The organism is Lysobacter korlensis (genome assembly GCF_042434515.1).
In genome coordinates, this window is record NZ_JBHLTG010000001.1 from 547,206 (window position 1) to 569,306 (window position 22,101).

17 protein-coding genes and 1 pseudogene are annotated in these 22,101 nt (G+C 67.0%); 9 read left to right on the top strand and 9 right to left on the bottom strand.

Annotation, left to right across the window (positions count from 1 at the left end; genetic code table 11):
• Positions 1-79: 79 nt before the first annotated feature.
• Entirely contained in the window at positions 80-1,771 is a 1,692-nt protein-coding gene (locus tag ACFFGH_RS02340; protein ID WP_386664462.1) for a putative bifunctional diguanylate cyclase/phosphodiesterase, read from the top strand.
• A gap of 30 nt (positions 1,772-1,801) precedes the next feature.
• On the opposite strand, the gene ACFFGH_RS02345 is transcribed toward ACFFGH_RS02340, so the two are convergent.
• From ACFFGH_RS02345 to ACFFGH_RS02355, 3 genes are all read right to left on the bottom strand, one after another.
• Entirely contained in the window at positions 1,802-2,326 is a 525-nt protein-coding gene (locus ACFFGH_RS02345; RefSeq protein WP_386664464.1) for a hypothetical protein, read from the bottom strand.
• A 207-nt stretch (positions 2,327-2,533) separates the two neighbouring features.
• Positions 2,534-2,800 carry a hypothetical protein gene (locus tag ACFFGH_RS02350; RefSeq protein ID WP_386664466.1) on the bottom strand — a complete coding sequence of 89 codons (267 nt, stop codon included), beginning with the start codon at positions 2,798-2,800 and terminating at the stop codon, positions 2,534-2,536.
• Between the two features lie 241 nt (positions 2,801-3,041).
• Positions 3,042-3,539 carry a hypothetical protein gene (locus ACFFGH_RS02355; protein WP_386664468.1) on the bottom strand — a complete coding sequence of 166 codons (498 nt, stop codon included), beginning with the start codon at positions 3,537-3,539 and terminating at the stop codon, positions 3,042-3,044.
• Between the two features lie 366 nt (positions 3,540-3,905).
• Between ACFFGH_RS02355 and ACFFGH_RS02360 the strand changes: the two genes are divergently transcribed.
• Complete coding sequence (locus ACFFGH_RS02360) at positions 3,906-4,247, top strand: hypothetical protein (RefSeq protein WP_386664470.1); 342 nt, start codon at positions 3,906-3,908, stop codon at positions 4,245-4,247.
• Positions 4,248-4,602: 355 nt separating this feature from the next.
• Entirely contained in the window at positions 4,603-6,123 is a 1,521-nt protein-coding gene (locus tag ACFFGH_RS02365) for an NAD(P)H-dependent oxidoreductase (protein ID WP_386664472.1), read from the top strand.
• A 9-nt stretch (positions 6,124-6,132) separates the two neighbouring features.
• Here ACFFGH_RS02365 and ACFFGH_RS02370 read toward each other — a convergent pair whose 3' ends face one another.
• On the bottom strand, positions 6,133-6,930 hold the full coding sequence (locus ACFFGH_RS02370; protein WP_386667300.1) for an ABC transporter permease: 798 nt from the start codon (positions 6,928-6,930) through the stop codon (positions 6,133-6,135).
• On the bottom strand, positions 6,927-7,700 hold the full coding sequence (locus ACFFGH_RS02375) for an ABC transporter ATP-binding protein (protein ID WP_386664474.1): 774 nt from the start codon (positions 7,698-7,700) through the stop codon (positions 6,927-6,929). The genes ACFFGH_RS02370 and ACFFGH_RS02375 overlap by 4 nt, the downstream gene beginning before the upstream one ends.
• On the opposite strand from ACFFGH_RS02375, the gene ACFFGH_RS02380 reads away from it, so the two are divergent.
• Together ACFFGH_RS02380 and ACFFGH_RS02385 are read left to right on the top strand one after the other, a co-directional pair.
• Complete coding sequence (locus tag ACFFGH_RS02380; RefSeq protein ID WP_386664476.1) at positions 7,699-8,580, top strand: DUF1259 domain-containing protein; 882 nt, start codon at positions 7,699-7,701, stop codon at positions 8,578-8,580. The genes ACFFGH_RS02375 and ACFFGH_RS02380 overlap by 2 nt on opposite strands.
• Before the next feature lie 88 nt (positions 8,581-8,668).
• Complete coding sequence (locus ACFFGH_RS02385) at positions 8,669-10,999, top strand: hybrid sensor histidine kinase/response regulator (RefSeq protein ID WP_386664478.1); 2,331 nt, start codon at positions 8,669-8,671, stop codon at positions 10,997-10,999.
• 360 nt (positions 11,000-11,359) lie between these two features.
• Here the strand turns inward: ACFFGH_RS02385 and ACFFGH_RS02390 are convergent, their stop codons facing one another.
• The 3 genes and pseudogenes from ACFFGH_RS02390 to ACFFGH_RS02400 all read right to left on the bottom strand — a co-directional run.
• Positions 11,360-11,578, bottom strand: coding sequence for a hypothetical protein (locus ACFFGH_RS02390; RefSeq protein WP_386664480.1), 219 nt, complete (start codon positions 11,576-11,578; stop codon positions 11,360-11,362).
• 296 nt (positions 11,579-11,874) lie between these two features.
• On the bottom strand, positions 11,875-12,000 hold the full coding sequence (locus ACFFGH_RS02395; protein ID WP_386664481.1) for a hypothetical protein: 126 nt from the start codon (positions 11,998-12,000) through the stop codon (positions 11,875-11,877).
• 76 nt (positions 12,001-12,076) lie between these two features.
• Positions 12,077-12,283 (bottom strand): annotated as a pseudogene (locus tag ACFFGH_RS02400) (hypothetical protein); the annotation flags it as partial.
• Positions 12,284-12,886: 603 nt separating this feature from the next.
• Between ACFFGH_RS02400 and ACFFGH_RS02405 the strand changes: the two are divergent.
• Complete coding sequence (locus ACFFGH_RS02405) at positions 12,887-13,201, top strand: hypothetical protein (RefSeq protein ID WP_386664483.1); 315 nt, start codon at positions 12,887-12,889, stop codon at positions 13,199-13,201.
• Positions 13,202-13,767: 566 nt separating this feature from the next.
• On the opposite strand, the gene ACFFGH_RS02410 is transcribed toward ACFFGH_RS02405, so the two are convergent.
• Entirely contained in the window at positions 13,768-16,059 is a 2,292-nt protein-coding gene (locus ACFFGH_RS02410; RefSeq protein ID WP_386664485.1) for a methyl-accepting chemotaxis protein, read from the bottom strand.
• Between the two features lie 341 nt (positions 16,060-16,400).
• On the opposite strand from ACFFGH_RS02410, the gene ACFFGH_RS02415 reads away from it, so the two are divergent.
• From ACFFGH_RS02415 to ACFFGH_RS02425, 3 genes are read left to right on the top strand one after another with little or no spacing between them, the layout of a single operon-like run.
• The gene (locus tag ACFFGH_RS02415; protein ID WP_386664487.1) at positions 16,401-17,105 is read left to right on the top strand and encodes a GAF domain-containing protein; all 705 of its coding nucleotides are present in this window, start codon (positions 16,401-16,403) and stop codon (positions 17,103-17,105) included.
• Positions 17,071-18,180 carry a porin PorA family protein gene (locus ACFFGH_RS02420; RefSeq protein ID WP_386664489.1) on the top strand — a complete coding sequence of 370 codons (1,110 nt, stop codon included), beginning with the start codon at positions 17,071-17,073 and terminating at the stop codon, positions 18,178-18,180. The genes ACFFGH_RS02415 and ACFFGH_RS02420 overlap by 35 nt, the downstream gene beginning before the upstream one ends.
• Positions 18,180-22,079 carry a response regulator gene (locus tag ACFFGH_RS02425; protein WP_386664490.1) on the top strand — a complete coding sequence of 1,300 codons (3,900 nt, stop codon included), beginning with the start codon at positions 18,180-18,182 and terminating at the stop codon, positions 22,077-22,079. The genes ACFFGH_RS02420 and ACFFGH_RS02425 overlap by 1 nt, the downstream gene beginning before the upstream one ends.
• Positions 22,080-22,101 lie beyond the last annotated feature (22 nt).

The window sequence follows — 22,101 nt, forward strand, 5'->3', positions numbered from 1 at the left end:
AACGTTGTCCGCTTTCGGCCCACGCCTACGTGGCCTACATGGATAGCAAGTACGTCCGCCTGTCAGAAGGAGTCGTGCTGTGGCGAGTTCCGGTAGGCCCCATTGGACGCTTTCGGCGCTGCTGGACAGCATGGCCGAGCATGCGGTTGTGGTGCTGAGCCGGAGCGGAAAGATCGTCCATTGGAACCGCGGCGCCGCGCGCCTGCTGCAGTACTCGCCCGATGAGGTTGAAGGCGAGTCGCTGAGCCTGATCTTCGACTCGATCGATCGCATGCAGGGCACGCTCAAGCATGAGCTGCGCACGGCGCTGGTCGAAGGCAGTTACAGCGAAAGCCGCTGGTACCGCCGCCGCGACGGCACCCTGGTCTGGGCAGACGGCACGCTGTCACCCATCAAGAGCCCGTCCGGCAAGCTCGCCGGTTTCGTCACCGTGCTGCGCGATGCGACCGAGCGCAAGCGCCACGAAGAAGAGATCCAGCGCCTGGCGCGCATTGATGCATTGACCGGCGTCGGCAATCGCCATGCATTCAACGAGCAACTGCGCAGCATGGCCGACTCGGCGCTGCGTCGGCAGCAGCCGCTGGTGCTGCACATCGTGGACCTGGACCACTTCAAGGAGATCAACGATCGCTGCGGGCATGCGGCCGGTGACCAGGTGTTGCGTGAGGCGGCTACGCGCATGGGCAGCCTGATCCGCAGGACCGACTTTCTTGCCAGGCTCGGCGGCGACGAGTTCGCGGTGATCCAACCCGATGTGCAGGCGCCCGAAGATGGTGCGCGCACTGCGCAGACGCTGGTCGATGCGCTGGCCGAGCCGTTCTACATCGATGAGACCGAGGTGTTCATCGCGGGCAGCATCGGCGTTGCGGTGTTTCCGCACGACACGGTGGAGCTTGATCAGCTGATCAGCCTTGCGGACTCGGCGATGTACCGCGCGAAGCACTCCACGCGCGGCGCGTACCGGTTTGCATCCAAGCGGCTGGATGTAGTGGCACATCAGCGTTTCCGTGACCGCATCCAGCTCAACCGCGCGGTGCGCACCGGCTCATTCGACCTGCATTTCCAGCCGCAGATCGACGGCGCAAGCCAGAAGGTGCACGCGGTCGAGGCACTGCTGCGTTGCACCGATCCCAAGCTTGCCCATCGCTCTCCCGCCGAGATCATCCAGCTGGCGCGAATGGCGGGACTGATGGAGCCGATCAGTCTGCTGGTGCTGGAGAAGGCGTGCGCGCAGACGCGTGCCTGGCGTGCGGCCGGGTGGGAGGCCATCCGCATGTGCGTGAATCTGTGTGCCGAGGAAGTGGCCGACCCGCGCTTGGCCGACTACGTCGAGGCCGCGCTCGACCGGTCGGGCCTGGATGCCTCGGAACTGGAAGTCGAGCTGACCGAGCGGCAGATGCTCGACTACAGCCGCAACGACACCAGTAGCCTGGACCGCCTGCGCGAGTGGGGTGCGACGGTTGCGATCGATGACTTCGGCACCGGCTATTCGGCCCTGAGCTATCTGACATCGCTGCCGGTGGACCGGATCAAGCTGGATCGCGAGTTTGTACGCAAGCTGCCCGACGATCCGCAAAGCTGCCTGATGGCGCATGGCGTCATCGCGCTGGCGCATGCGCTCGAACTGGAAGTGGTGGCTGAAGGTGTGGAGACCGCGCAGCAGGCCGCGTATCTGCAGGGCGCCGGCTGCGACGCGCTGCAGGGGTATTTCTACTGCCACCCGCTACCGGGCCAGCAGCTGACCGACTGGATGATGCAACGCGAGCACTGACGCAGGCGGGCTGGTGCGCCGATGCGCGGCTCAGACCGGTTCGCGCACCCGCAGCGCCTGCAGCACGTCCGAGGATGCGCGGCTGGTGTAGTCGGCGCCGATGCGCAGGTCCTGGTGGATGCCGGCCAGCCCGTGCAGCATGCCGTCGACCGTGGTGTTCAACAGCGCGACATCGATGACCGCGACCGGGGCGGCGCCCACGCGATGCACTTCGGTGACATCGACCAGCAGGCGCAGCGCAAGGCGCAGGCTGCCTTCGCGGCGTTCGAGGAAATGGAACCAGTACGGCCACTGGTCGGTGAGCGCCCGGAAGAAGCGGCGGGAAGCGGCACTTTCGTACGGCTGCTTGCCTGCGTACCCCTCGAACACGAGATACACCCGCCCTTCGAATTTCTGGGCGAGCACCGGGTCGTCGGACAGGCGCATGAGGTGGTCGATCGTGTACCCGACGCGATCGCTCTCGACCTCGCGGCGATTGAGCACGACCACCAGCGCGTCTGCCCGCAGCAGCTCTTCGCGGTCGGCGCTATGCAGATAGGCGAATGATGTGGACATGCGTGCGGCACCTTCGGCGGCTCCCTCGCCGATGCCGCAATTTAACCCAGACCGCGAGCGGCGCGGGACTTCAGCGGCCTGATGCGCCCGTTCGCGATCTGCGCGGTGTGCATGCGCAAGGCCGATCGGGGCCAGGGCGCGGGTTCGGGCGCTGCACTGCTGCCCCGGGTTGCGACCTGCTCGCCGCGTTCCGACCGGCGCTGCGCGTCACTCGTGCATCGAATGGCTCAGCGCGTTGCCATCGCCGAAGGTCGGGGGCGGAAATGCGCCGTAGATGCGTGCCCGGCTCAGCGCCAGGCGCCGACTGACGGCCACCTCCTCGGCGGGCCACGTCATTCCGCGGACGCGGGCGGCCAGGCCATCAAACCCCGCCAGCACGTCGGCAAGCGCGGTTCCGTTGGCAATCTCCATTTCGACCCAGAGATCCACGTTCTCTATGGCCGTTCGCAGGTTGGGTGGCAACAGGTTCGACATTGCAAAACGTCATCTTTTTTTGATTCGGGGATGGGCTCGCTCTAAAGGCAAAACCTCGGGGAACTCGCGGGGTTCGCAAGTCGGTTATCGGGTGGTGATAGCGGGAGGCAGTCGAAGCGATGTATCGGCCCGCAGCGAGACCATCTTCGCGCAGGCGCTGTAAAAGCTAGGTTCAACCGGCAACAGCATTTCGTAAGCTGCCTGAACGACCCGGGCGCGCATGGGCCGACAACACTCGTGCTTACGGCCGCCGGTGTTTGTAACTGCCACCACGCCGCAAAGGCACCACGCCATGCCCCTCGTTCGGATCGGTGGGCTGCGCGTCGGGGTCGGCCGGCCTCTGGCTTTGCACTCTCAAAATGCGCGCGAATTCGAGCATCGGGGCCATCCGGTCGTCGCCCCGCTCGACGGCATCGACCACGGCTTCGGCCAGGTCCGCCCATGCAGCGATCGCATCGCTGCCGAGCTGGCTCATCAGCTTCGTTTCGACGTCTGCGAATTCGACGTGGCGCTCGGCCAGCAGCCGCAGCGCCCTCGGCACCGCGTTCGGCGGGTGTCCACCCATCCTTCGATAGGCGCGGGCCACGCCACAGGCGAGTCCGGCAGTGAGTTCACTCGGGTCATGCGGCTCGGCGACGCCTGCAGAGTGGGCTTCCAACCGGCGCGCCTTTCCGAACTCCTGCAGAAACTTGGCAACCTGCGCGGCGATCCACACGTGATCGGCGACTGGGCCAGGCATTGCAACTCCAAAGCGGAAAGCGACGTGTCCAATAGCGCGAAAGAAGCTAAGCGATGGTGCAAGCGGCAGTAGTTACAGCAATGAAACAGCATGCGCTTCAGAAACCGCTCAGCATCGACGCGTCTTCGATGCGGGATTCGACCGTTTTTGCAGGGGTTTTATCGTAATTACAACTTGCAGCAGGCGACGCCGATCGCCGACGCGCCCGATTGCGGCCGCGCGTGGCAACGACGGGGCGCCGAGGCCGAAACTGCGCTGTCTGAACGGGGGCGATTGCGACACCGGCGTCTTCGCATGGCCTCGACCGACCCCGGTCAAGCCTGCACCGGCGCGACCGTGCGCCATCCAAGTTGACGAGGAAACACGATGAACACGAGCAAGGCACTACTCGCATTGGCGCTCGGCCTGGCGCTGGCCGCCTGCAACGACAATCCGGCAGGTGAAGCGGCCGAAGCCGCGGGTGAGGCCCAGGAGGCAGCGAGCGAGGCGGCCGCAACCGGCGACGCCGTGGCCGCGGACACGGCGCAGGCCGCAGCCGACGCAGCAGCTGCCGCAGCCGAAGCGGCACGCGCGGCGACGCCGGCGCCGGGCGTGGAAGGCGGTGAGCTGGGCGATGCAGCCGAGCAGGCGGCCGAGGCGGCCGAGGAAGCCAAGGACGCTGCAGAGGAAGCGAGCGACGCGGCCCAGGAGAACGGCGTCGGCGGTTGATCCGCCGGGCGCGTTGGAAGCGGCCTCGCGTATTCAGGCCGAGGCGCTTTGCAGTGACTGCGCAGTGCATCAGCAGGGCCGGGGGTCATTTCCCGGCCCTGCTGTTTGAGGACCGTCCACTCGCGACGGTGTAGGCGTCGAGTTGCTCGACCCGCAGTCGACGCTCCCAACGAAGCCATGCACGAGGCGTCACGAAGCCTCTCGCCGAGGCCGGCAACAATCCCCTCCGCCATTTTTGATGGCAGACGTGCGGCGCATGCATCGGACCTGCCAACGGGCGGGCCTGCAGCCGCGGTGATCCGCAGATTCGTGACGAACCACGGTGGCTGATGGCTCTGGATAGGTTGGGCGGTCGATGAACGTGCTGGTGATTCTTGGCCATCCGCGCGTGGACAGCTTCTGCGGGGCGCTGGCCGAGGCCTTCGGCGCGGGCAGCCGGGCGGCCGGCGTGGAGGTGCGTCGGCTGGATCTGGCGACGCTGGATTTCGATGCGCACCTGCACACGCGTTCTCCGAACGATCAGCCGCTCGAGGACGACCTGCGCCAGGCGCAGGAGCTGATTCTCTGGGCCGATCACCTGGTATTCGTCTATCCCACCTGGTGGGGCACGGCGCCTGCGCTGCTCAAGGGGTTTCTGGACCGGCTGATGACGCCGGGCTTCGCATTCAGGACGACCGAAGGCGGCACGGGCTACCAGGGCCTGCTGCAGGGCCGTTCGGCCCAGCTGATCACCACGATGGACACGCCGCCGCTGGTGCACCGGCTCATCTACCGCCAGCCGGGCCGGAACGCGCTGGCTCGCGCCACGCTGGGGTTCTGCGGTGTGCGCCCGGTGCGTTCGCTGGTGTTCGGTTCGGTCAAGCAGGCCGACGATGCGCAACGCCAGGCATGGCTGGACCGGGCCGAGCAGCAGGGGCGGGCGCTTGCACATGGCCGCATCACGCCTTTCGAGCAACTGGGGCATAAAGCGGCGGCGTGGCTGCGCAGCCTGCGGCTGCAGTTCTATCCGATGTCGTGGGTGGCATACGCGATCGGTGCGCTGGCGGCCTCGCCGGGTGGGCAGGTCTTCAAGACGCCGGTGTTCTGGATCGGCTACCTCTGCCTGTTCCTGCTGGAAGTCGCCACCGTGCTGGTCAACGAGGTGGTCGATCTGCCCACCGACCAGCGCAACCGCTACTTCAGCACCTTTACCGGCGGCTCGCGGGTGCTGGTCGATGGCCTGCTGGGCGTGCGCGAGGTAAAGCGCGGCATCACTGCAGCGCTGCTCGGGCTTGTCGCCAGCGCGGCATGGCTGGTGTCGGTATCGACCGCGCCGGCGGTGGCCGTGCTGGCAACGCTGGGCATGCTGGCCGTGTTCGCGATCGGCTACACGGCGCCGCCGTTGAAACTCAGCTATCGGGGCCTGGGCGAACTCGATGTCGCAGCGACGCACAGCATCGGCGTGTTGCTGTGCGGTTATGTGTTCCTCGGCGGGACATGGAGCGACCCCGCACCGTGGCTGCTCAGCGTGCCGCTGCTGCTGGCGACGTACCCGTCGATCATCCTGGCCGGAATACCCGATCTCGAGTCCGACGCGTCGGCCGGCAAGCGCACGCTGGCGGTGCGCCTGGGGCACAAGAACGCGCTGCGACTGGCGCTGGTTTTCGTACTGCTGGCCGCCGCGGCCGCGCTGGTCTGGGAAGTCCTCGGGCTGGGCGGCGGTGCCTATGACGGCATTGTCTGGCCGGTGCTTCCGCATGCCGCGCTGCTGACGTGGCTGCTGGGGCGGCGGATCCGCGGCAAGCACGTGCCCGGCCGCATCGACGGCCTGATCGTCGCGACGCTCGGCTATGTGATCTGGTTCGGGCTGATCCCGCTGCTTCGGCTGGCGTCCTGAAGGGCCGGTCTAACGCCGCGGCGGCTTCAGTCGATCTATGCGCAGGCGTTCGCGATCGTCGAACAGCCTGCGTGAGCCCATGGCCACCGCAACGAATGTGCCGAAGCCCGTGCCGGCCGCGATCAGGAACATGATCAGGATCTGGTACTTCACCGCTTCGACCGGCGGCGCACCGGCAAGGATCTGTCCGGTCATCATGCCGGGCAGGCTGATGATGCCCGCAGCGACCATGCCGTTGATGATCGGGGTCATGCCGGCACGCATGCTCTCCTGGCGAATGTCGGCGATCGCCTGTTTCGCCGTCGCGCCGAGCATCAGGCGGCCTTCGATTTCGCCGCGGCGGCGGTACGTGCTCTCGGTCAGCCGCTCAAGGCTCAGCGCCACGCCCGTCATCGTGTTGCCGAGCAGCATGCCGAGCAGCGGAATGCTGTAGCGCGGCTCGTACCACGGCGTGGGCGAGACCATCGTGGTGAGCGCGAGCACCGTCACCGCGCACGACGAAGCCGCCATCGCGAGCGTTCCAAGCCCATAGCCCCACCAGCCCGCGAACGGGCGCGCCTGCCGCGCCATGACCTCGCGCCCGGCCAGCAGCACCATCACGCCGGCGAGCGCGGCGACCCATTCGAGCCGGCTGAGCGAGAACAGCACGTCCAGCACCAGCCCGATCAGCGTGAGCTGCAGGGCGGTGCGGATGGCCGCCACCAGCAGCGTGCGCTCGATGCCCAGCCGGCTTCGCCAGCTCAGCGCCGCGAGGATCAGCACCAGCGTCGCCGCCAGGGCCAGATCACTCCATTCCAGCCGGATCATCGCGTCCAAAGCGGCACCAGCACGCCGTTGCGGATCGACAGTGCGCGCGAGGCGACGCGCTCGAGCTGCGCTTCGTCATGGCTGACCCAGAGCATCGAAATGCCGCGGTCGCGCCGTTGCCGCGCCACCCATTGCTCGACACGGCGGGTGTTCGCGTCGTCCAGGTTCGCGGTGGGCTCGTCGAGCAGCGCCACCGGAGGGTCGACGGCGAATGTGCGCAGGATCGCCAGCCGCTGTCGCTCTCCACTGGACAGCCGCGACACCGCGAAGTCGATCGCCTCCGGTGGCAGGTCCAGCGCCTGCAGGTCTTCGCTGCTGGCGACGAAATGCTCGCCCACCCGCTCGGCCCACCAGTGGCTCTCGGACGGCAGCAGCGCCACGCATCGTCGCCATTGCGACGGCGTAAAGCGCATGCGGTCGCGGCCGTTGAGCCGCACGTCGCCCTCGTTCGGATCGAGATCAGCGATCGCACGCAGCAGCCGGCTTTTGCCGCAACCGGACGGACCCATCAGGCCCACGCATCCGCCGGGATGCAGCGTCAGGCTGATGCCGGAGAGCAGGCCGAAGCCCAGCGATTGGATTTCTAGGCGTGTGTCGGTCATGGACTCCCTTCTGCCCGGCACGCTATCGCGGCGCGCGCTGTCGCAGCGTCGAGGGCGCCGAATTAACGCCCCGTATTCCACGATGAGCTCAACCGTAAAGAGGGGCCGCCACGCCATGTCCAGTCGCTGCAAGCCGGTTACCCGAAGCCTCGCCGCCAGCGTGGTCATGCTGGCGCTGTGCTTCGCGCAGGCGCCCGCGTTCGCCGCGGAGATCGACCCCGCGAAGATCCATGAAGCCAGCGGCGCGCAGGCGAAGAAGCAGCCCGACGGCGTGGTCCGCATCGGCTGGCCCCGCGACGACGTTCCGGTCGTGGTCGATGGGCTGAAGCTGCCTCCTGCGGCCGGCCTGGGCTCGTGGGCCGCGTTCGCGCCGATGGGCGAGCAGGCGATGGTGATGGGCGACACCGTCGTGTTCGAGGACGAAGTCGACGCGGCGATGGACGCGGCGTTCAAGGCCGGGCTCGACGTGACCGGGCTGCACAACCATTTCTTCTTCGACAAACCGAAGGTGTATTTCATGCACATCGGTGGCCGCGGCGAGCCTGAGCCACTGGCGGCAGGCGTCAAGGCGGTCTGGGATGCGATCAAGGCGGTGCGCAAGCAGCGCCCGCAGCCCGCGACCGGCTTCGGCGGCGCGGTGCCGCGCGTGGGCAACCTCGATGCCGACGCGATCGGACAGGCGATCGGTCACCGCGCCGAGGTCAACGGGGATGTCGCGAAGGTGACGATCGGGCGCGAGGGCCGCATGCACGGCGAGACGATCGGCGCATCGATGGGGCTGACGACGTGGGCCGCGTTCACCGGCTCGGATCAGCTCGCCGCAGTCGATGGCGATTTCATCATGAGCGCCGAGGAAGTCCAGCCGGTGCTCCGGGCGCTTCGCGAGGCGGGGTTCCATGTCGTCGCGCTCCACAACCACATGGTGGGCGAGCAGCCGGCGTTCTACTTCGTCCACTTCTGGAACAAAGGCCCCGCGCTCGAACTCGCGCAGGGGTTTCGCCGCGTGCTCGACGCGCAGGCGCGGGTAGCGCAGGGCGGGCGACAGTAGCCCTGCACGCCGGCCCGTAGGCCGCGGTCCGCATGCGTATAGTTCGAAACTGCGCACCCACAAAAGCTTCGCCGCAGTGAGAACCGACGTGACCGATCGCGATCCGACTGCGACCGAAGACCCTGCCCGGGACGGCGCTCGCTCGGACGGCGGGCGGATAGGGGCCGAAGCCAGACTCAACGCGTTGCTCGCGGCGACCTCGGACGTGGTCTACCGCATGAGCGCGGACTGGAGCGAGTTGCAGCCGCTCGATGGCCGCGGCCTGGTGGCCAGCAGCGACGCGCCGATCCGCGACTGGATGCAGCGCGTGCCTGCCGACGAGCATGCGAGGGTCAAGGCCGCGATCGCGGCTGCCATCGCGACGAAAGGCGTGTTCGAACTGGAACATCGCGTCTTCGGGCCCGACGGAGGCGAAACCTGGACGCACTCGCGCGCGGTTCCGATCCTCGACGAGCGCGGCGACATCGTCGAGTGGTTCGGCCTTGCCCGCGACGTCACCGAGTCCAAGCGGGCGCAGGATGCGCTGCGCGAAAGCGAGCAGCGTTTCCGTGCCCTGTTCGAGCAATCCACCGGCGGCATCGCACAGGTCGACCTCGAAGGCCGGTTCGTGCTCGTCAACGATCGTTATTGCGAAATTGTGGGCCGATCGCGGGAAGAGCTGCTGACGCTGCGCATGCAGGACCTCACGCATTCGCAGGATGTGGGCGGGAATGTCTCGCTGTTCGCGCAGCTGGCGCAAGGCCTGATTGCGGACTTCACGATCGAGAAGCGCTATGTCAGGCCCGACGGATCGGCCGTCTGGGTGCAGAGCGCGGTCTCCGGGGCTCGTGGTGCCGACGGCCGCGTGCGCTACATCACGGCGATGGTGGCCGACATCACCGACCTGAGGGTCGCGCGCGAGCGCCAGGCGGCGCTTGCCGCGCAGCGACAGCTCGCGCTCGATGCCGCCCGGCTCGGCTGGTGGCAGTACGACCTGGCGACGGGCCTGGTCACGCACGATGCGCGCTACGCGGAAATCTACGGCCTCGAAGGGCCCGGCCCGCGCCGCGCGGAGGAGATCGGTGCGCTGCTGCACCCCGAGGACGCGCCGCGCCTGTGGGCGGCCGTCGAGGCGGCGGTGCACCCGGTCGAGCCGCAGCCGTATGCGGTCCAGTTCCGGATCAATCGCCCCGACGGCACGCTGCGTTGGCTGGAAGCGCGTGGTATCGCCTCGTTCGATGGGCAGGGCGAATCACGCGTGGTGTCGAGCTTCGTTGGCACTGTCGCCGACGTGACCGAGCGGCACCTCGCGGAAGAAGCGCTCGCGGAAGCCAGTCGGCGCAAGGATCAGTTCCTCGCGACGCTCGCACACGAGCTGCGAAACCCGCTTGCGCCGATCTCGAACGCGTTGCAGGTCTGGCCGCTGCTCAAGCAAAAGCCGGAGGAAGCAAGCCGGCTGCGCGACATGATGGGGCGACAGGTGCAGCAGATGGTTCGCCTGATCGACGACCTGCTCGACGTGTCCCGCATCACCCGCGGCAAGATCGAGCTCAGGAGGGATCGCGTCGACCTTTCGGCCGCGGTGGAGGGCGCAGTCGAAGCGCTCAAACCCTTCGTCGACGCGCACCGCCACGAACTGACCATCGCCTTGCCTGCCGAACCGGTGTTTGTCGACGCCGACCTCGGCCGGCTCGTCCAGGTCTTCGGCAACCTGCTCCACAACGCGGCCAAGTACACCAGCCCGGGCGGACGGATCCAGCTGAGCGCGAAGCGCGAGGGCGAGGCGGTGGTCGTGGTGGTGCGCGACAACGGCTGCGGCATCCCGGGCGAGATGCTCGGCGGCGTGTTCGAGATGTTCGCCCAGGTCGACCAGTCGCTCGGTCGGACCCATGGCGGCCTGGGCATCGGGCTTACGCTCGTGAAAAACCTTGTCGAGCTGCATGGCGGCACGATCGAGGCGATCAGCGAAGGCCCGGGGCGCGGAAGCGAATTCGTCGTCCGGCTTCCCGTCGCGACCGAAGAAAGTACGGTGTCCGCGCCAGCCTCGACGCCCGCCAAATCGCTCCCGACGCCGCCGTCGCACCGGGTGCTCGTGGTTGATGACGTCGAGCCGTCGGCAAACACGCTGGCCCTGATGCTCAAGTGGCTCGGGCAGGAGCCACGCGCGTGCTACGACGGCGCCTCGGCGCTCAGCGCGGTGGAGGAGTTCCGGCCCCGTGTCGCGTTTCTGGACATCGCGATGCCGGGCATGGACGGCTACGAACTCGCGCAGCGCATCCGCGCCATCCCGGGCTATGCGCCGGTGCTGGTGGCCCTGACCGGATACGGGCAGCAGGAGGACCGCCAGCGCGCGTTCGCCGCCGGGTTCGACCATCACCTCGTCAAGCCGACGACAGTGGAAGCCCTGCATGAGCTGCTGATGACCGTGCTGGCTCGTTGATCGGCGGGTGACGTTGGCAAGCTGGGCCCGCGTCAGCAGCGCAGTCTGAAGCGAGGATTGATGAAGGCCTCGCCCGCGAGGTTGCGCCCCTAGAGTTCGTGCTCGTCGTGCTCGTCGTGCTCGGCATTGATGTAGCTCGGGCTTCCGCGCCCCGGATTGGCACTGGCCGCCGACGCCGCCATCCGCGTGCTTTCGTCGACCGTGCTGGTTGCCGGGCGGCCGGGTGGCCACGTTGGACGCGACTACCGGAAATGTTCGCGCTTTGCACATTCCAGCCCTGCATGCGGCTGGCGCCGGTTCTCGATTCGATGTTCTGCGTAGCCGTGCCGCTCTGGACGTTAGCCTTGAGTTTCGCGCCGTCTATCGAGCGGTTTCGCTTCGGGCCTGCACCGGCTCGTCGGCCGGCGTCGCCAAGGGACGCACATGCGTGACCAGATTGAGCAGCGTCCTGCCCGGCTCCTCCCACGGAATCATGTGCGCCGCATGTTCGAACCAGATGCCTTTCTTGTACGGCGCATCCGCCTGCTCGAGCCAGGCCGCCGTGGGCGCCGATGGCGTGGTGTAGTCGTGCCGGCCCATGGACATCACCATCGGATCGGAAACCTGCGCACGTCGGTGAAATCCACCTGCAGGTACTCATCGAGCACCTTGTCCAGCGGGAACACGCTGCCGTGAAAAATGCGCGGCGGTCTTCGCAGCCGTATTCGGGCGAGAGCAGTGACGCGCCGTAGTAGTACTTGGATTCCCCATCGCGATACGCCGTCAGGCCGCCGTACTGTTGAGGCCATTTCCGCGCGGTGATTATTCGATCGCGCGTGATCGGCAAGCGCCCCGGATTCGGTGCGATGGACTCAAGCTCGGCAATGGCGGTTTTGTCACCGCTTGTTCGCCTGCTCCAGACCGTGTTCGAAACTCAGGCGCTCGTTCTCGCGTGTGTTGATCACCTGTCCCATGCCGACGTACGCGTGGAACAGGTCGGGGCGCCGAAGCGCGGCCTGCATGCCCACCATCGTGCCAGCCGTGTCCGACGAGAATCAGTTTGTCCTTGCTGTACTTCGTGCGCAGGTGCTCCGCGACTTCGATCGCGTCGGCCACATAGCGGTCGATCCAGAGCGTGTGGGCGACTGAGGGATCATCGCGGTTGCGGGCATGCGTCTTTCCGGCGCCGCGCTGGTCCCAGTGTGCGACGGTAAAACCTCCTCCATCGGCCGCTGGAACTGCCAGTGACTCGGCATGGCCGGTGATGCCGGCCCGCCATGCACGAACAGCAGCAGGGGATTGGATCGGTCCTCCCCACGCACGTCGACCGCCTGCGGAATGCCGCCGATGTCGGTGAAATACGACTCATCGATACCGTCAGGCGTAACGATGCGCCTGAGGTCTTTCACGACGGCTCTGGCGTCTTCATAGGATTTTTCTTCCGGACATTGCCGGGCATGGATAGCAGCGCTTGCGCTCGCCAGCAGCGCGAGCAGCAGAAAGCGGGTCAGCATCGGAGAGTCCTCCGTGTGGCGCGGGCCTGTGACTACAAAACCGCGTGAGCGCATAACTTGCAAGCTGTCCCTGGCGCGAATGCGTAATGCAGGTCATCCCCGGCTTGTTGGGGCCCGGTCAGTACGTGGATCTCAACTTCTCGGCGCGCCACTTCCGATCGCCCGCCATCGATGAGCGCTTCATGGCGCTTGTGCAGGCCAGCGGCGTGCAGAGCGCGCAGGCGCGTCGAGGTGACGGAGGACGCGCTGCTCGACAATCCCGAATTGGTCTCGGCAGCGCTAACAGGCGCCGGCAGCCTGCCGGGCGGACGGCCGTCTTCGTGCGCCGCTCGTATCCAAGCTGGGCCGGAGGTCACGGCAGCGTTCGCTATGCCGGGGCAAGCTAGGCAGCTGCATGGGCTACTACGCTTTCATCACCCGCGGAGAGACGCGGCGCTACTGCGCACGCCTACCGGACTTTCCGGAGGTTACCGCGTGGGCCGATTCCCTCAACGCGATGCCCGGCGCCATCACGGCGGCCGTGCGGGAGTGCGTCGGTGATCTGCACCCGTTCCGACTGCCGCAGCCAACGCCGTTCCAGTCACTTCCGAGAATGGAAGAGGCTCTGGACGGGTTCTGGCTTCTCGTCGAGCTGAAGGCGTCCCGCGCCGAGCGGGCAGCGGGAGAAGACGCCGAGGTCGCACTGTCGACGCCTCGGGACGAGGACTAAGGGGACTGCCGGTCGACCGCGGCCCATGCACCGCGCAACCGGTCCTTCCCGCACAGCGTTAACGGCCGTTGAAAGCCTGGGTGCCGCTCACCCGCGGAAGCTGCGTCGAACTGAGCAGGTTCCCTGATCAGTCGGGCGGTTCCAATGCATGACAGTTTTCGAGATCAAAGCGGTTGCCATTGCCTTGGTAGCGCTTGTAGCCCTGATGTGGGCGCTGACCTTCATTGATTGCTGGTGGCGCGATCGGCAGCGTAGCGTCACGCGGCGCGCCGACCACAAGTCCGGAAGAAGGCGGCCGTAGGGGCGGGTGCTCCACGGCGACGCTGATGTCCTATCGGGAGCGCCCATCCGGTGTCAGCCTGCCTCACGCTACGAGCGGCTGAGGCGTCAGAGGGCGCCGGACCTGACGTACGGCCTTTGAACATCCAGCCCATGCGTTTGGCTGCGAAGCACAGAAAAGTCGAAACAAGCAGGGTGGGCACGACCCAGCGAAGGTTCATCGGCTGGCTCAGGCAGGGCGGATGGCCTTCCATCCGCCCTGCGCGATAGGGCCGGGTATGCCTGCCTCAGAATTCCTGCCAGTTGCCGTCGTTGCCCGCCATGCTTGGAGCGCTTCGCACTGCTCGCTTGGCGTGATGGCTCGATGGCCGCGCCGTGTGGCCCGCGAGCGCTCCTGACGCCGCGCGCTTCGCTTCATGCGGCTGCCGCATCCCATGCTTGTTGCGCGTACCCGTGGCTGCGGCTTGAGGCATTGCTGAGTCCGCAAGCTTGAATACGGCGACCGTCTGCACCAGTTGTTCGGCCTGCTGCTCGAGCGCGCGCGCCGAGGCGGTGGCTTCCTCGACGAGGGCCGCGTTCTGCTGCGTGCCTTCGTCCATGTGGGTGACTGCCTGGTTGATCTGCTCGATGCCGGCGCTCTGCTCGACCGATGCGGCCGCGATGTCGGCGATGATCCCGGTCACGCGCTGCACGCTCTCGACGATGCCGGTCATCGCCTGTCCGGCCTGGGCCACCAGCTCGGCGCCCTGGTCCACCTTGAGCGAGGACGCGGCGATCAGCTGCTTGATGTCCTTCGATGCCGTGGCCGAGCGCTGGGCCAGCGAACGGACTTCGCTGGCGACCACCGCAAAGCCGCGGCCCTGGTCACCGGCGCGCGCCGCTTCGACGGCCGCGTTGAGCGCGAGGATATTCGTCTGGAACGCGATGCCCTCGATCACGCTGACGATGTCGGCCACCTTGCGCGAAGACGCCTCGATCTCGGCCATCGTCGACTGCACCTGGCCCACGACCTCACCGCCCTGCGTCGCCACCTCGGCCGCGCCACGTGCGAGGCGATTGGCATGGTTGGCATTCTCGGCGTTCTGACGCACGGTGGAGGTGAGCTCCTCCATCGAACTGGCGGTCTCTTCCAGCGCGGCCGCCTGCTGCTCCGTTCGCTGCGACAGGTCGGTGTTGCCGGAGGAGATCTCGCCTGCGGCCGAGTTGATCGAATCCGATGCGTCCTTGATCGTCCGGGCAATCTGCGTCAGCTGATCGACCGTGGTGTTCGCATCGTCCGCCAGGCGGCCGAGCTGGCCCGGCAGCACCACGTCGACGCGACGGGTCAGGTCGCCATCGGCCACCGCCGACAGCACGCGGCCCACTTCGCCCAGGCCCGAGTCGACGGTCGCCATCAGCGTATTGAAGCGTTCGATCAGTGCACGGTTGCTGGAGCGCTCGGCATCGCCGCGGTAGGTGAAGTCACCGGCCATTGCGGCATCCACCAGCGTCTGGATCTCGGCATTGACCGCGATCATGCCGGCCTTGACCGCATCGACCGAGGCCGTCACCTGCGCCTTCTTGCCCGGGTAGCGCTCGATGTCCTGCGACAGGTCGCCACGTGAATACGCCGTCAGAAGGCCGGTCAGACGCTCGATCACCGCCAGCTGCGATTGGACGAGGTGATTCACGCCTTCGGCCATGCGGCCGTATTCGCCGGGGAAACGCGCGGCATCGACGCGGAAGTCGACATCGCCCGCGTCCTGCTGTCGCCCCATTTCGACCTGCGCCGACGCGAAGTCCTTGAGCCCGCTCTGCATGCGGTTCATCGCGCCCAGCAGCTGCGCGCCCTCGTCGCGGCCGAATACCTTGAATTCGTTGTCCAGCCGGCCTTCGGCCACGGCGTCCGCGACCTGGACGGCCTTGCGCACGGGCCGCGTGATCGAGCGGGAAATGACTACGCCCAGTGCGGTGCCCGCCAGCATCGCGATCGCAAGCGCGGCGAGAATTGCCATGACTGCGTTGTCATAGACCTGCTCCCCTCGCTCGGCTGCGGCGTTGGCGCCGCGCACGTTGAGGTCGGCCAGTTTGGTCAGCACATCGCTCAGTGCGTAGTAGTGCTTCCTGGACTCGGTGGTAAGCAGGGTGCGCGCCTCTTCCGTGCGGTTCTGGCGCGAGATGACCAGCAGCTGTTCATGCATCTTCGAGTAAGCGTCCCACTCTCGGGAGAACGCGTCGTACAGCGCACGCTCCTTCTGGTCGCTGATCAGTGGCTCGTAGGTCGCGCGCATGTCCGCGACCAGCCCCTGGTAATGGACGATGCGCTTTTCGACGGCCGCCATGTCCTCGTCGGAGGTCGACACGACGTGCGCGAACTCCTGCGTGCGGAAGTAGGCGGTCGCGCCATTGAGGTCGGACGTCACGCGCACACTGGGCAGCCAGTTGCTGCGGATCTCCGCAGATACGTCGTGCATCGCCTGCATGCGTGTAATCGCGAAAACGCCCAGCAACGTCATCAACGCAAGAATGAGCCCGAACCCCAGCAGCAGCTTGTGGGCGATCTTGAGGTTGGGCAGCCAGTTCAGGCGGAGGAAGTTCATCGGGGTTCTCTGGTTGGCGTGGGCCGGGTCAACGGCGAAGTCAGGCGTGAAGATCCCGCCCGGTGATAGGCAGTCGTGTCACTTCAACGGCCGTACGCCGCCGTACTTGAATGCCAGGCACACGCTTCAGCAGAAGAATTTCGGATCTGGAAGCGCGCGCACATCAGCGCCGGGCATGGGCTCCGCTCGTGGCCTGATTTTCAGCCGCCGCTCACAAGTCCATCGGCGTGTGACGGCCGCAGGTGTCAACGCGAGCGACTGGTTGCGGGCGTCGCAAGGCATCACCGCGCCGGCGCCCAAGGTCGGGATTCGGGCTCGCGGCCCGCCGCGGGGCAACCGCCGTGATCGCCGTCGCGTTTTGCGTGATCCACGCGCTGTCACAGCGTGGCGCGCGTACTTCGGCTGTAAAGCCGCTGAATTTCGGCAGTCGTTGGTCGTTACCGATTGCACTGCATATCCACGTGCACCTTATCGGCCATCACCTTGGAGGCCTCATGCTCGATCCGGCACTGCCGCAGAACGAAACCCGGCGCCTTCAGGTACTCCAGGCCACGGGCTTCCTTGGCCCAGGCTTGATCGACGACCTGCAGCCTTACGTGCGCATCGCGCGTGCGTTGTGCAACGTGCCGATCGCGGCAGTCTCGCTGATCGACCGCGACCGCCAGTGGTTCAAGGCCATGGACGGGCTGGATGTGGAGGGCACGCCGCGCCGCTTCTCGTTCTGCGCGCATGCGATTTTGCAGAAGGGGGTGTTCTACATCTCCGACGCCACTCACGACGAGCGTTTTGCGGACAACCCGCTGGTACTTGGCGATCCGGGCATCCGCTTCTATGCCGGCTGCCCGCTGTTCATCGAGGACGATCTCGGCATGGGCGCCCTGATGGTGATCGACCGCAGGCCGCGCACGCTGGATGCCGACACGCTGTTGCGCCTTCGCGACCTCGCCGACTGTGTGCAGCGTGCGCTGTCGCATCGGATGCGCCTGGCGATCGGTTCGTGCAGCGTCAGTCATGCGCCTGCAGGGCAGTGCGGCTTCATGGCATAGCCCGCGACGTGTCGTTCAACGGCATGGCGTTCAACGGCATGTTGAAGCGGACACGTGCGCAAGCTCGTGCACAAGTGTGCGGACCTCAAGACACACGCTGCCCGGTCGTTATCGGGATCAGTCGCCGAGCGTTGCCCGGCCCCGCGCCTTCCAGCGCGAGCGTACCGTCCTCCTTTCAACCGTCACACCACCGGGGATAACCTGCATCTCGGGCAAACGGGGTACCGATGTGTCGCGGATCGATGCCAGGCCTTTAGGGATCGTACTGTTGCTTGCCGCTGCGCTCTGGCTCGTGCTGGGCGCGCCGCTGGCCTCGCGCCTGCCGGATGATTACAAGGCAGAGCTGTACTTCAATTCCCTCGCCCGCGCGCGCGAAACCCCGACCGGCCAATGGGAGCGCATCGCGCTGGTAGGCCGGCGCCTCGATACGACGCTGCTGAGCACTGAGAACCGCAGCATCATCCAGTCCGATGGCTACTGGGCGCTGCCCGGGGGCGAGCTGTACTTCGAAAACGCGGGCGTCTACGCGGTTGACCGCGAGACGCGGCAGAACCTGTCCGGGCTTGGCGACGTGGAGCGCAGGGGCGTGTTCATGTTCCCGCCCGGCCTTGCCGGTGGCTCGCACGTGCTCTGGGACTCGCAACTGGCCGGGCCGCGTGACGTGCGGTTCGAGCGCTTCGCCGAAGTCGACGGGATGCGGGTGCACCGGTTCAAGTTCCGCGTCAGCGCGCTGGACGAGACCTCCGGCTACGGCCACCTGCCGGATGTTCCCGAACGTTACCGGGCACTGACCAACGCCGAGGGCGTGCTGCACGTCGAGCCCAAAAGTGGGGTCATCGTCGACTACAGCGAAAGCGGCCGCAGCTCGTTCGCGACGCCCGAAGGCAGGCTCGTCGCCCCGTTCTTCATCTGGACCGCCCAGTTCACCGAAGAGACGCAGCGCAACCAGCTGCAAAAGGCGCGGCAGGCCCGCCAGCGCCTGTGGCTGCTGCAGACGCTCGTTCCGCTCCTGCTTGCCGCGGCCGGTGCAGGCCTGTTGATCTTCGGAACGCTGGCTGCCCGGAGGAAAGGCTGATGCTGCGTCGGATAGGCCTTACGCCGCGCGTTTTCATCGTCTTCGTCGCGTTCGCCGCGACGCTCGTGGTCGGTCTTGGCCTGCTGGCGAACCGCAGCGGGCGCGAGTCGCTGAAAGCCGCGGCGATGTCCGAACTGCTGTCCACTGCGATCGTGCGCGAGGGGCGCATTCGCGAATGGGTCGGCGAACAGACCCAGGCCATGGAAACCATGGCCGCGTCGCCGCTGCTTACGCAGGCCGTGCGCACGCTGGCCAGCGCGCCTGCGGGCTCGGCCGAGCAGCGCGAGGCGTACGCGACGGTGGCAGGCGAACTCGAGGCCCGGCGCGCGGTGCACCCCGGCCAGCACCAGATGCTGGGCCTGATCGATGCGCGCAGCGGCCGCATCCTCGTGTCCACGCTAAAAGCGGCCGAAGGCGCCAGCCGCGCGAATTACCCGTTCGTCACCGAAGGGCGCAAGGCAACGTACGTGCAGTCCGCGTTCGTGTCGCCGCTGCTGCAGCGGCCCACCATGGTGATCAGCACGCCGGTGCAGGGCGCGGACGGCGAACCGCTTGCGATCCTGGCCATATGGAACGCGCTCGACGAGGTCAATTCGATCGTACGCAGCCAGAGCGGTCTGCACCGCACGGACGATGCGTACCTGGTCAACAGCGCCGGGCAGTTCGTCTCCCAGCCGCGCCTGCTCAAGCGCGACGTCGTGCTGCGCGAGGCTGCGCGCACGCACTCGGTCCGGCAGTGCCTGCAGGGCCGTCGCGGCATCACCGTCGCGCCCGACTACCGCAAGCGCGACGCGGTCATCGTGTACCGCTGGATGGCCGACCAGCAGCTGTGCCTGGTCACGAAACAGGATCTGGATGAAGTGCTCGAGCCGGCGCGCGAGTTCGGCCGACAGCTGGCGGTCTTCGGGGCCCTTGTCCTGCTGCTCGCCTCGGGCTTGGCGCTGATGCTGGCGCATACGATCGTGCGGCCGGTCAAGGTGATGCTCGAGGGCGTGAAGCGGTTCTCCGGCGGCGAGCGCGACCTGCGGCTGCCGGTCGAAGGCCAGGATGCGCTCGCGCAGCTCGCATCCGAATTCAACTGCATGGCGACCACGATCGGCGAGCGTGAACGCGAGCTGCGGCTCAACGCCGAGCGCCTGGAGGAGATCGTCGCGATGCGCACGGCCGCGCTCGCCGAAAGCGAGGCGCGGATCCGATTGCTGCTCGATTCGACGGCCGAGGCGATCTACGGCGTCGACCGGAAGGGACGGTGCGTATTCGTCAACCGGGCCTGCATGGAATTGCTGGGCCACACCGACGCCGACGAACTGCTGGGCGAGGACATGGCCGCGCTGCTGCGCCCCGTCGCAGGCCCGGACGCGGGCGCGCGTTCCGGGCAGGCGCTGCAGATCCACGACACCGAAGACGCGCTGGAAGTCAGCGAAGTGCTGCTGCAACGCGCCGACGGCACGCCGCTGATCACGCAGCTGTCGGCGTATCCGATGCGGCGCGGCGATGCGCGGGTCGGCACCGTGGTGACCTTCCTCGATATTTCCGAGCGTAAGCGCGCCCAGCGCGAACTCGACCGCTTCTTCTCGCTGTCGATCGACATGCTCGTCATCATTTCGATGGACGGGTATTTCCGGCGGCCGAACCCGGTGTGGGAGCAGGTGCTGGGCTATACGCTCGACGAGCTCAAGAGCAAGCCGTTCATCGACTTCGTGCATCCCGACGACGTCGAAGCCACGCAGGCCGAAGCCGCGCGGCTGGCGGCTGGCGAGATCACGGTCTCGTTCGAGAACCGCTATCGCGCAAAGGACGGTAGCTACCGCTGGATGCTGTGGCATGCCACGCCCTCGCTCGAGGACGGCGTCATCTATGCCGCAGCCTCGGACATCACGCGCCTGAAGGAAACCGAAGCCGAGCTGCAACGCGCCAAGCAGGCGGCCGAAGCCGGCAGCCGCGCGAAGAGCGAGTTCCTGGCCAACATGAGCCATGAGATTCGCACGCCGCTCAACGGCGTTCTGGGCACGGTCGGCCTGCTGATGAGCACGCCGCTGGACCGGCACCAGCGCGAGCTTGCGCGGCTTGCCAGCGCGAGCGGCGAGACGCTGCTGACGATCATCAACGACATCCTCGACTTCGCGAAGATCGAGGCCGGCAAGCTGTCGCTCGAGCAGCTGCCGTTCGACCTGCTGCAGACCGTCGAAGAGGTCAGCGGCATGACCGGGCTGCAGGCGGCGGACAAGGGGCTGGACCTCATCGTGCGCTACCCGGCCGAGGTGCCGCGGCAGTTCGTCGGCGACCCGGGGCGCCTGCGCCAGGTGCTGGTGAACCTCGTCAACAACGCGATCAAGTTCACCGAGCGCGGCCACGTGCTGGTGGACGTGTCGGTGGAGTCGTGCAGCGATTCGGTGGCGCAGCTGGTGATCGAGATCCAGGACACCGGCATCGGCATTTCGCCGGACGAGCAGGCGCGCCTGTTCCAGAAGTTCAACCAGGCCGACGTGTCCACCACGCGCCGCTACGGCGGCACCGGGCTGGGGCTGGCGATCAGCCATGAACTCGTTCGCCTGATGGACGGCGAGATCGGCGTGCGCAGTGCACGCGGGGAAGGCTCGACGTTCTGGATCCGCGTCGCTTTGCCGGTGCAGCAGGGGGCGGCCACCCAGACGGTGCCGGTGGACCTGCGTGGCACGCGCGTGCTGATCGTCGACGACAACGCGGTCAACCGTCGCGTGCTGCACGAGCAGATCCTGCAGTGGGGCATGCGCAACGGCAGCTGCGCCTCGGCGCACGAGGCACTGGTGGCGCTGCGCAAGGCGGTCGACGAGGGCGACCCGTACCCGATCGCGATCCTCGACTACCAGATGCCCGACATCGACGGCGAGATGCTGGCACGCGCGATCAAGGCCGACCCGGTGCTGCGCGATGTCGCGCTGATCATGCTCACCTCGCTGGGCACGGGCGACAACTCCAGCGGCCTGCAGGAGATTGGCTTCGCCGCCTACCTGTCCAAGCCGGTGCGGCAGTCCGACCTGCTCAACGCGCTGAGCCGCGCGCGCGGAGCGCAGACGGGCGGTGGTCGTTCCGAATCGCAGCAGCGCGAACCAGCCCAGTACGGGCCGCGCAAGCTCGACGGTGGCCATGTGCTGCTGGTCGAGGACAACGTCACCAACCGCTACATTGCCTCGCTGATGCTCAAGGACCTGGGATGCCAGGTCGACGTGGCCAGCGACGGCCGCGAAGCACTCGCGCGACTGGAGCAGTCCGAATACGACTTGGTGTTCATGGACTGCGAGATGCCGGTCATGGATGGCTTCGAAGCGACCGGGTGCATCCGTGCGCGCAGTGATGCGGTCGCCCGCATTCCGGTCATCGCCGTGACCGCGCAGGCCATGCAGGGCGATCGCGAGCGCTGCATCGCCGCTGGCATGAACGACTACATCACCAAGCCGGTGCAGATCCGTGATTTCCGCGCCGCGCTCGAGCGCTGGCTGCCGACCGAGCGCGTGCTGCGCAGCCGGCCGGCCGACGAGGCGGAGGCATCCCGGCAGGCGCCGGCCGCCGACGAGGCGCTGCCGACACTCGATGCGAACGTGGTCGCGCAGCTGCGGGAGCTGGCGCAGGCCAGTGATCCGACGTTGCTGTCACAGATATTCGAAGCCTTCCAGGCGGACACTGCGCAACGCATCCGGACACTGCGGGAAGCAAGCGCAGAGGCCGATGCGGACCTGCTGCGCCGCACCGCACATGCGCTCAAGGGGGCCAGTTCGAACATCGGCGCCGCGCGTATGGCGGCGCTTGCGCAGAGTCTGGAAACACTTGGCCGCCTGGGAACCGTGACGGGCAGCGACCCGCTGATCGACCAGCTGCAGGCCGCCTACGAACAGGTACGTGCGGCGATCGAGCGCCTGTGACGTGCGCTTTTTTCGAGAGTTG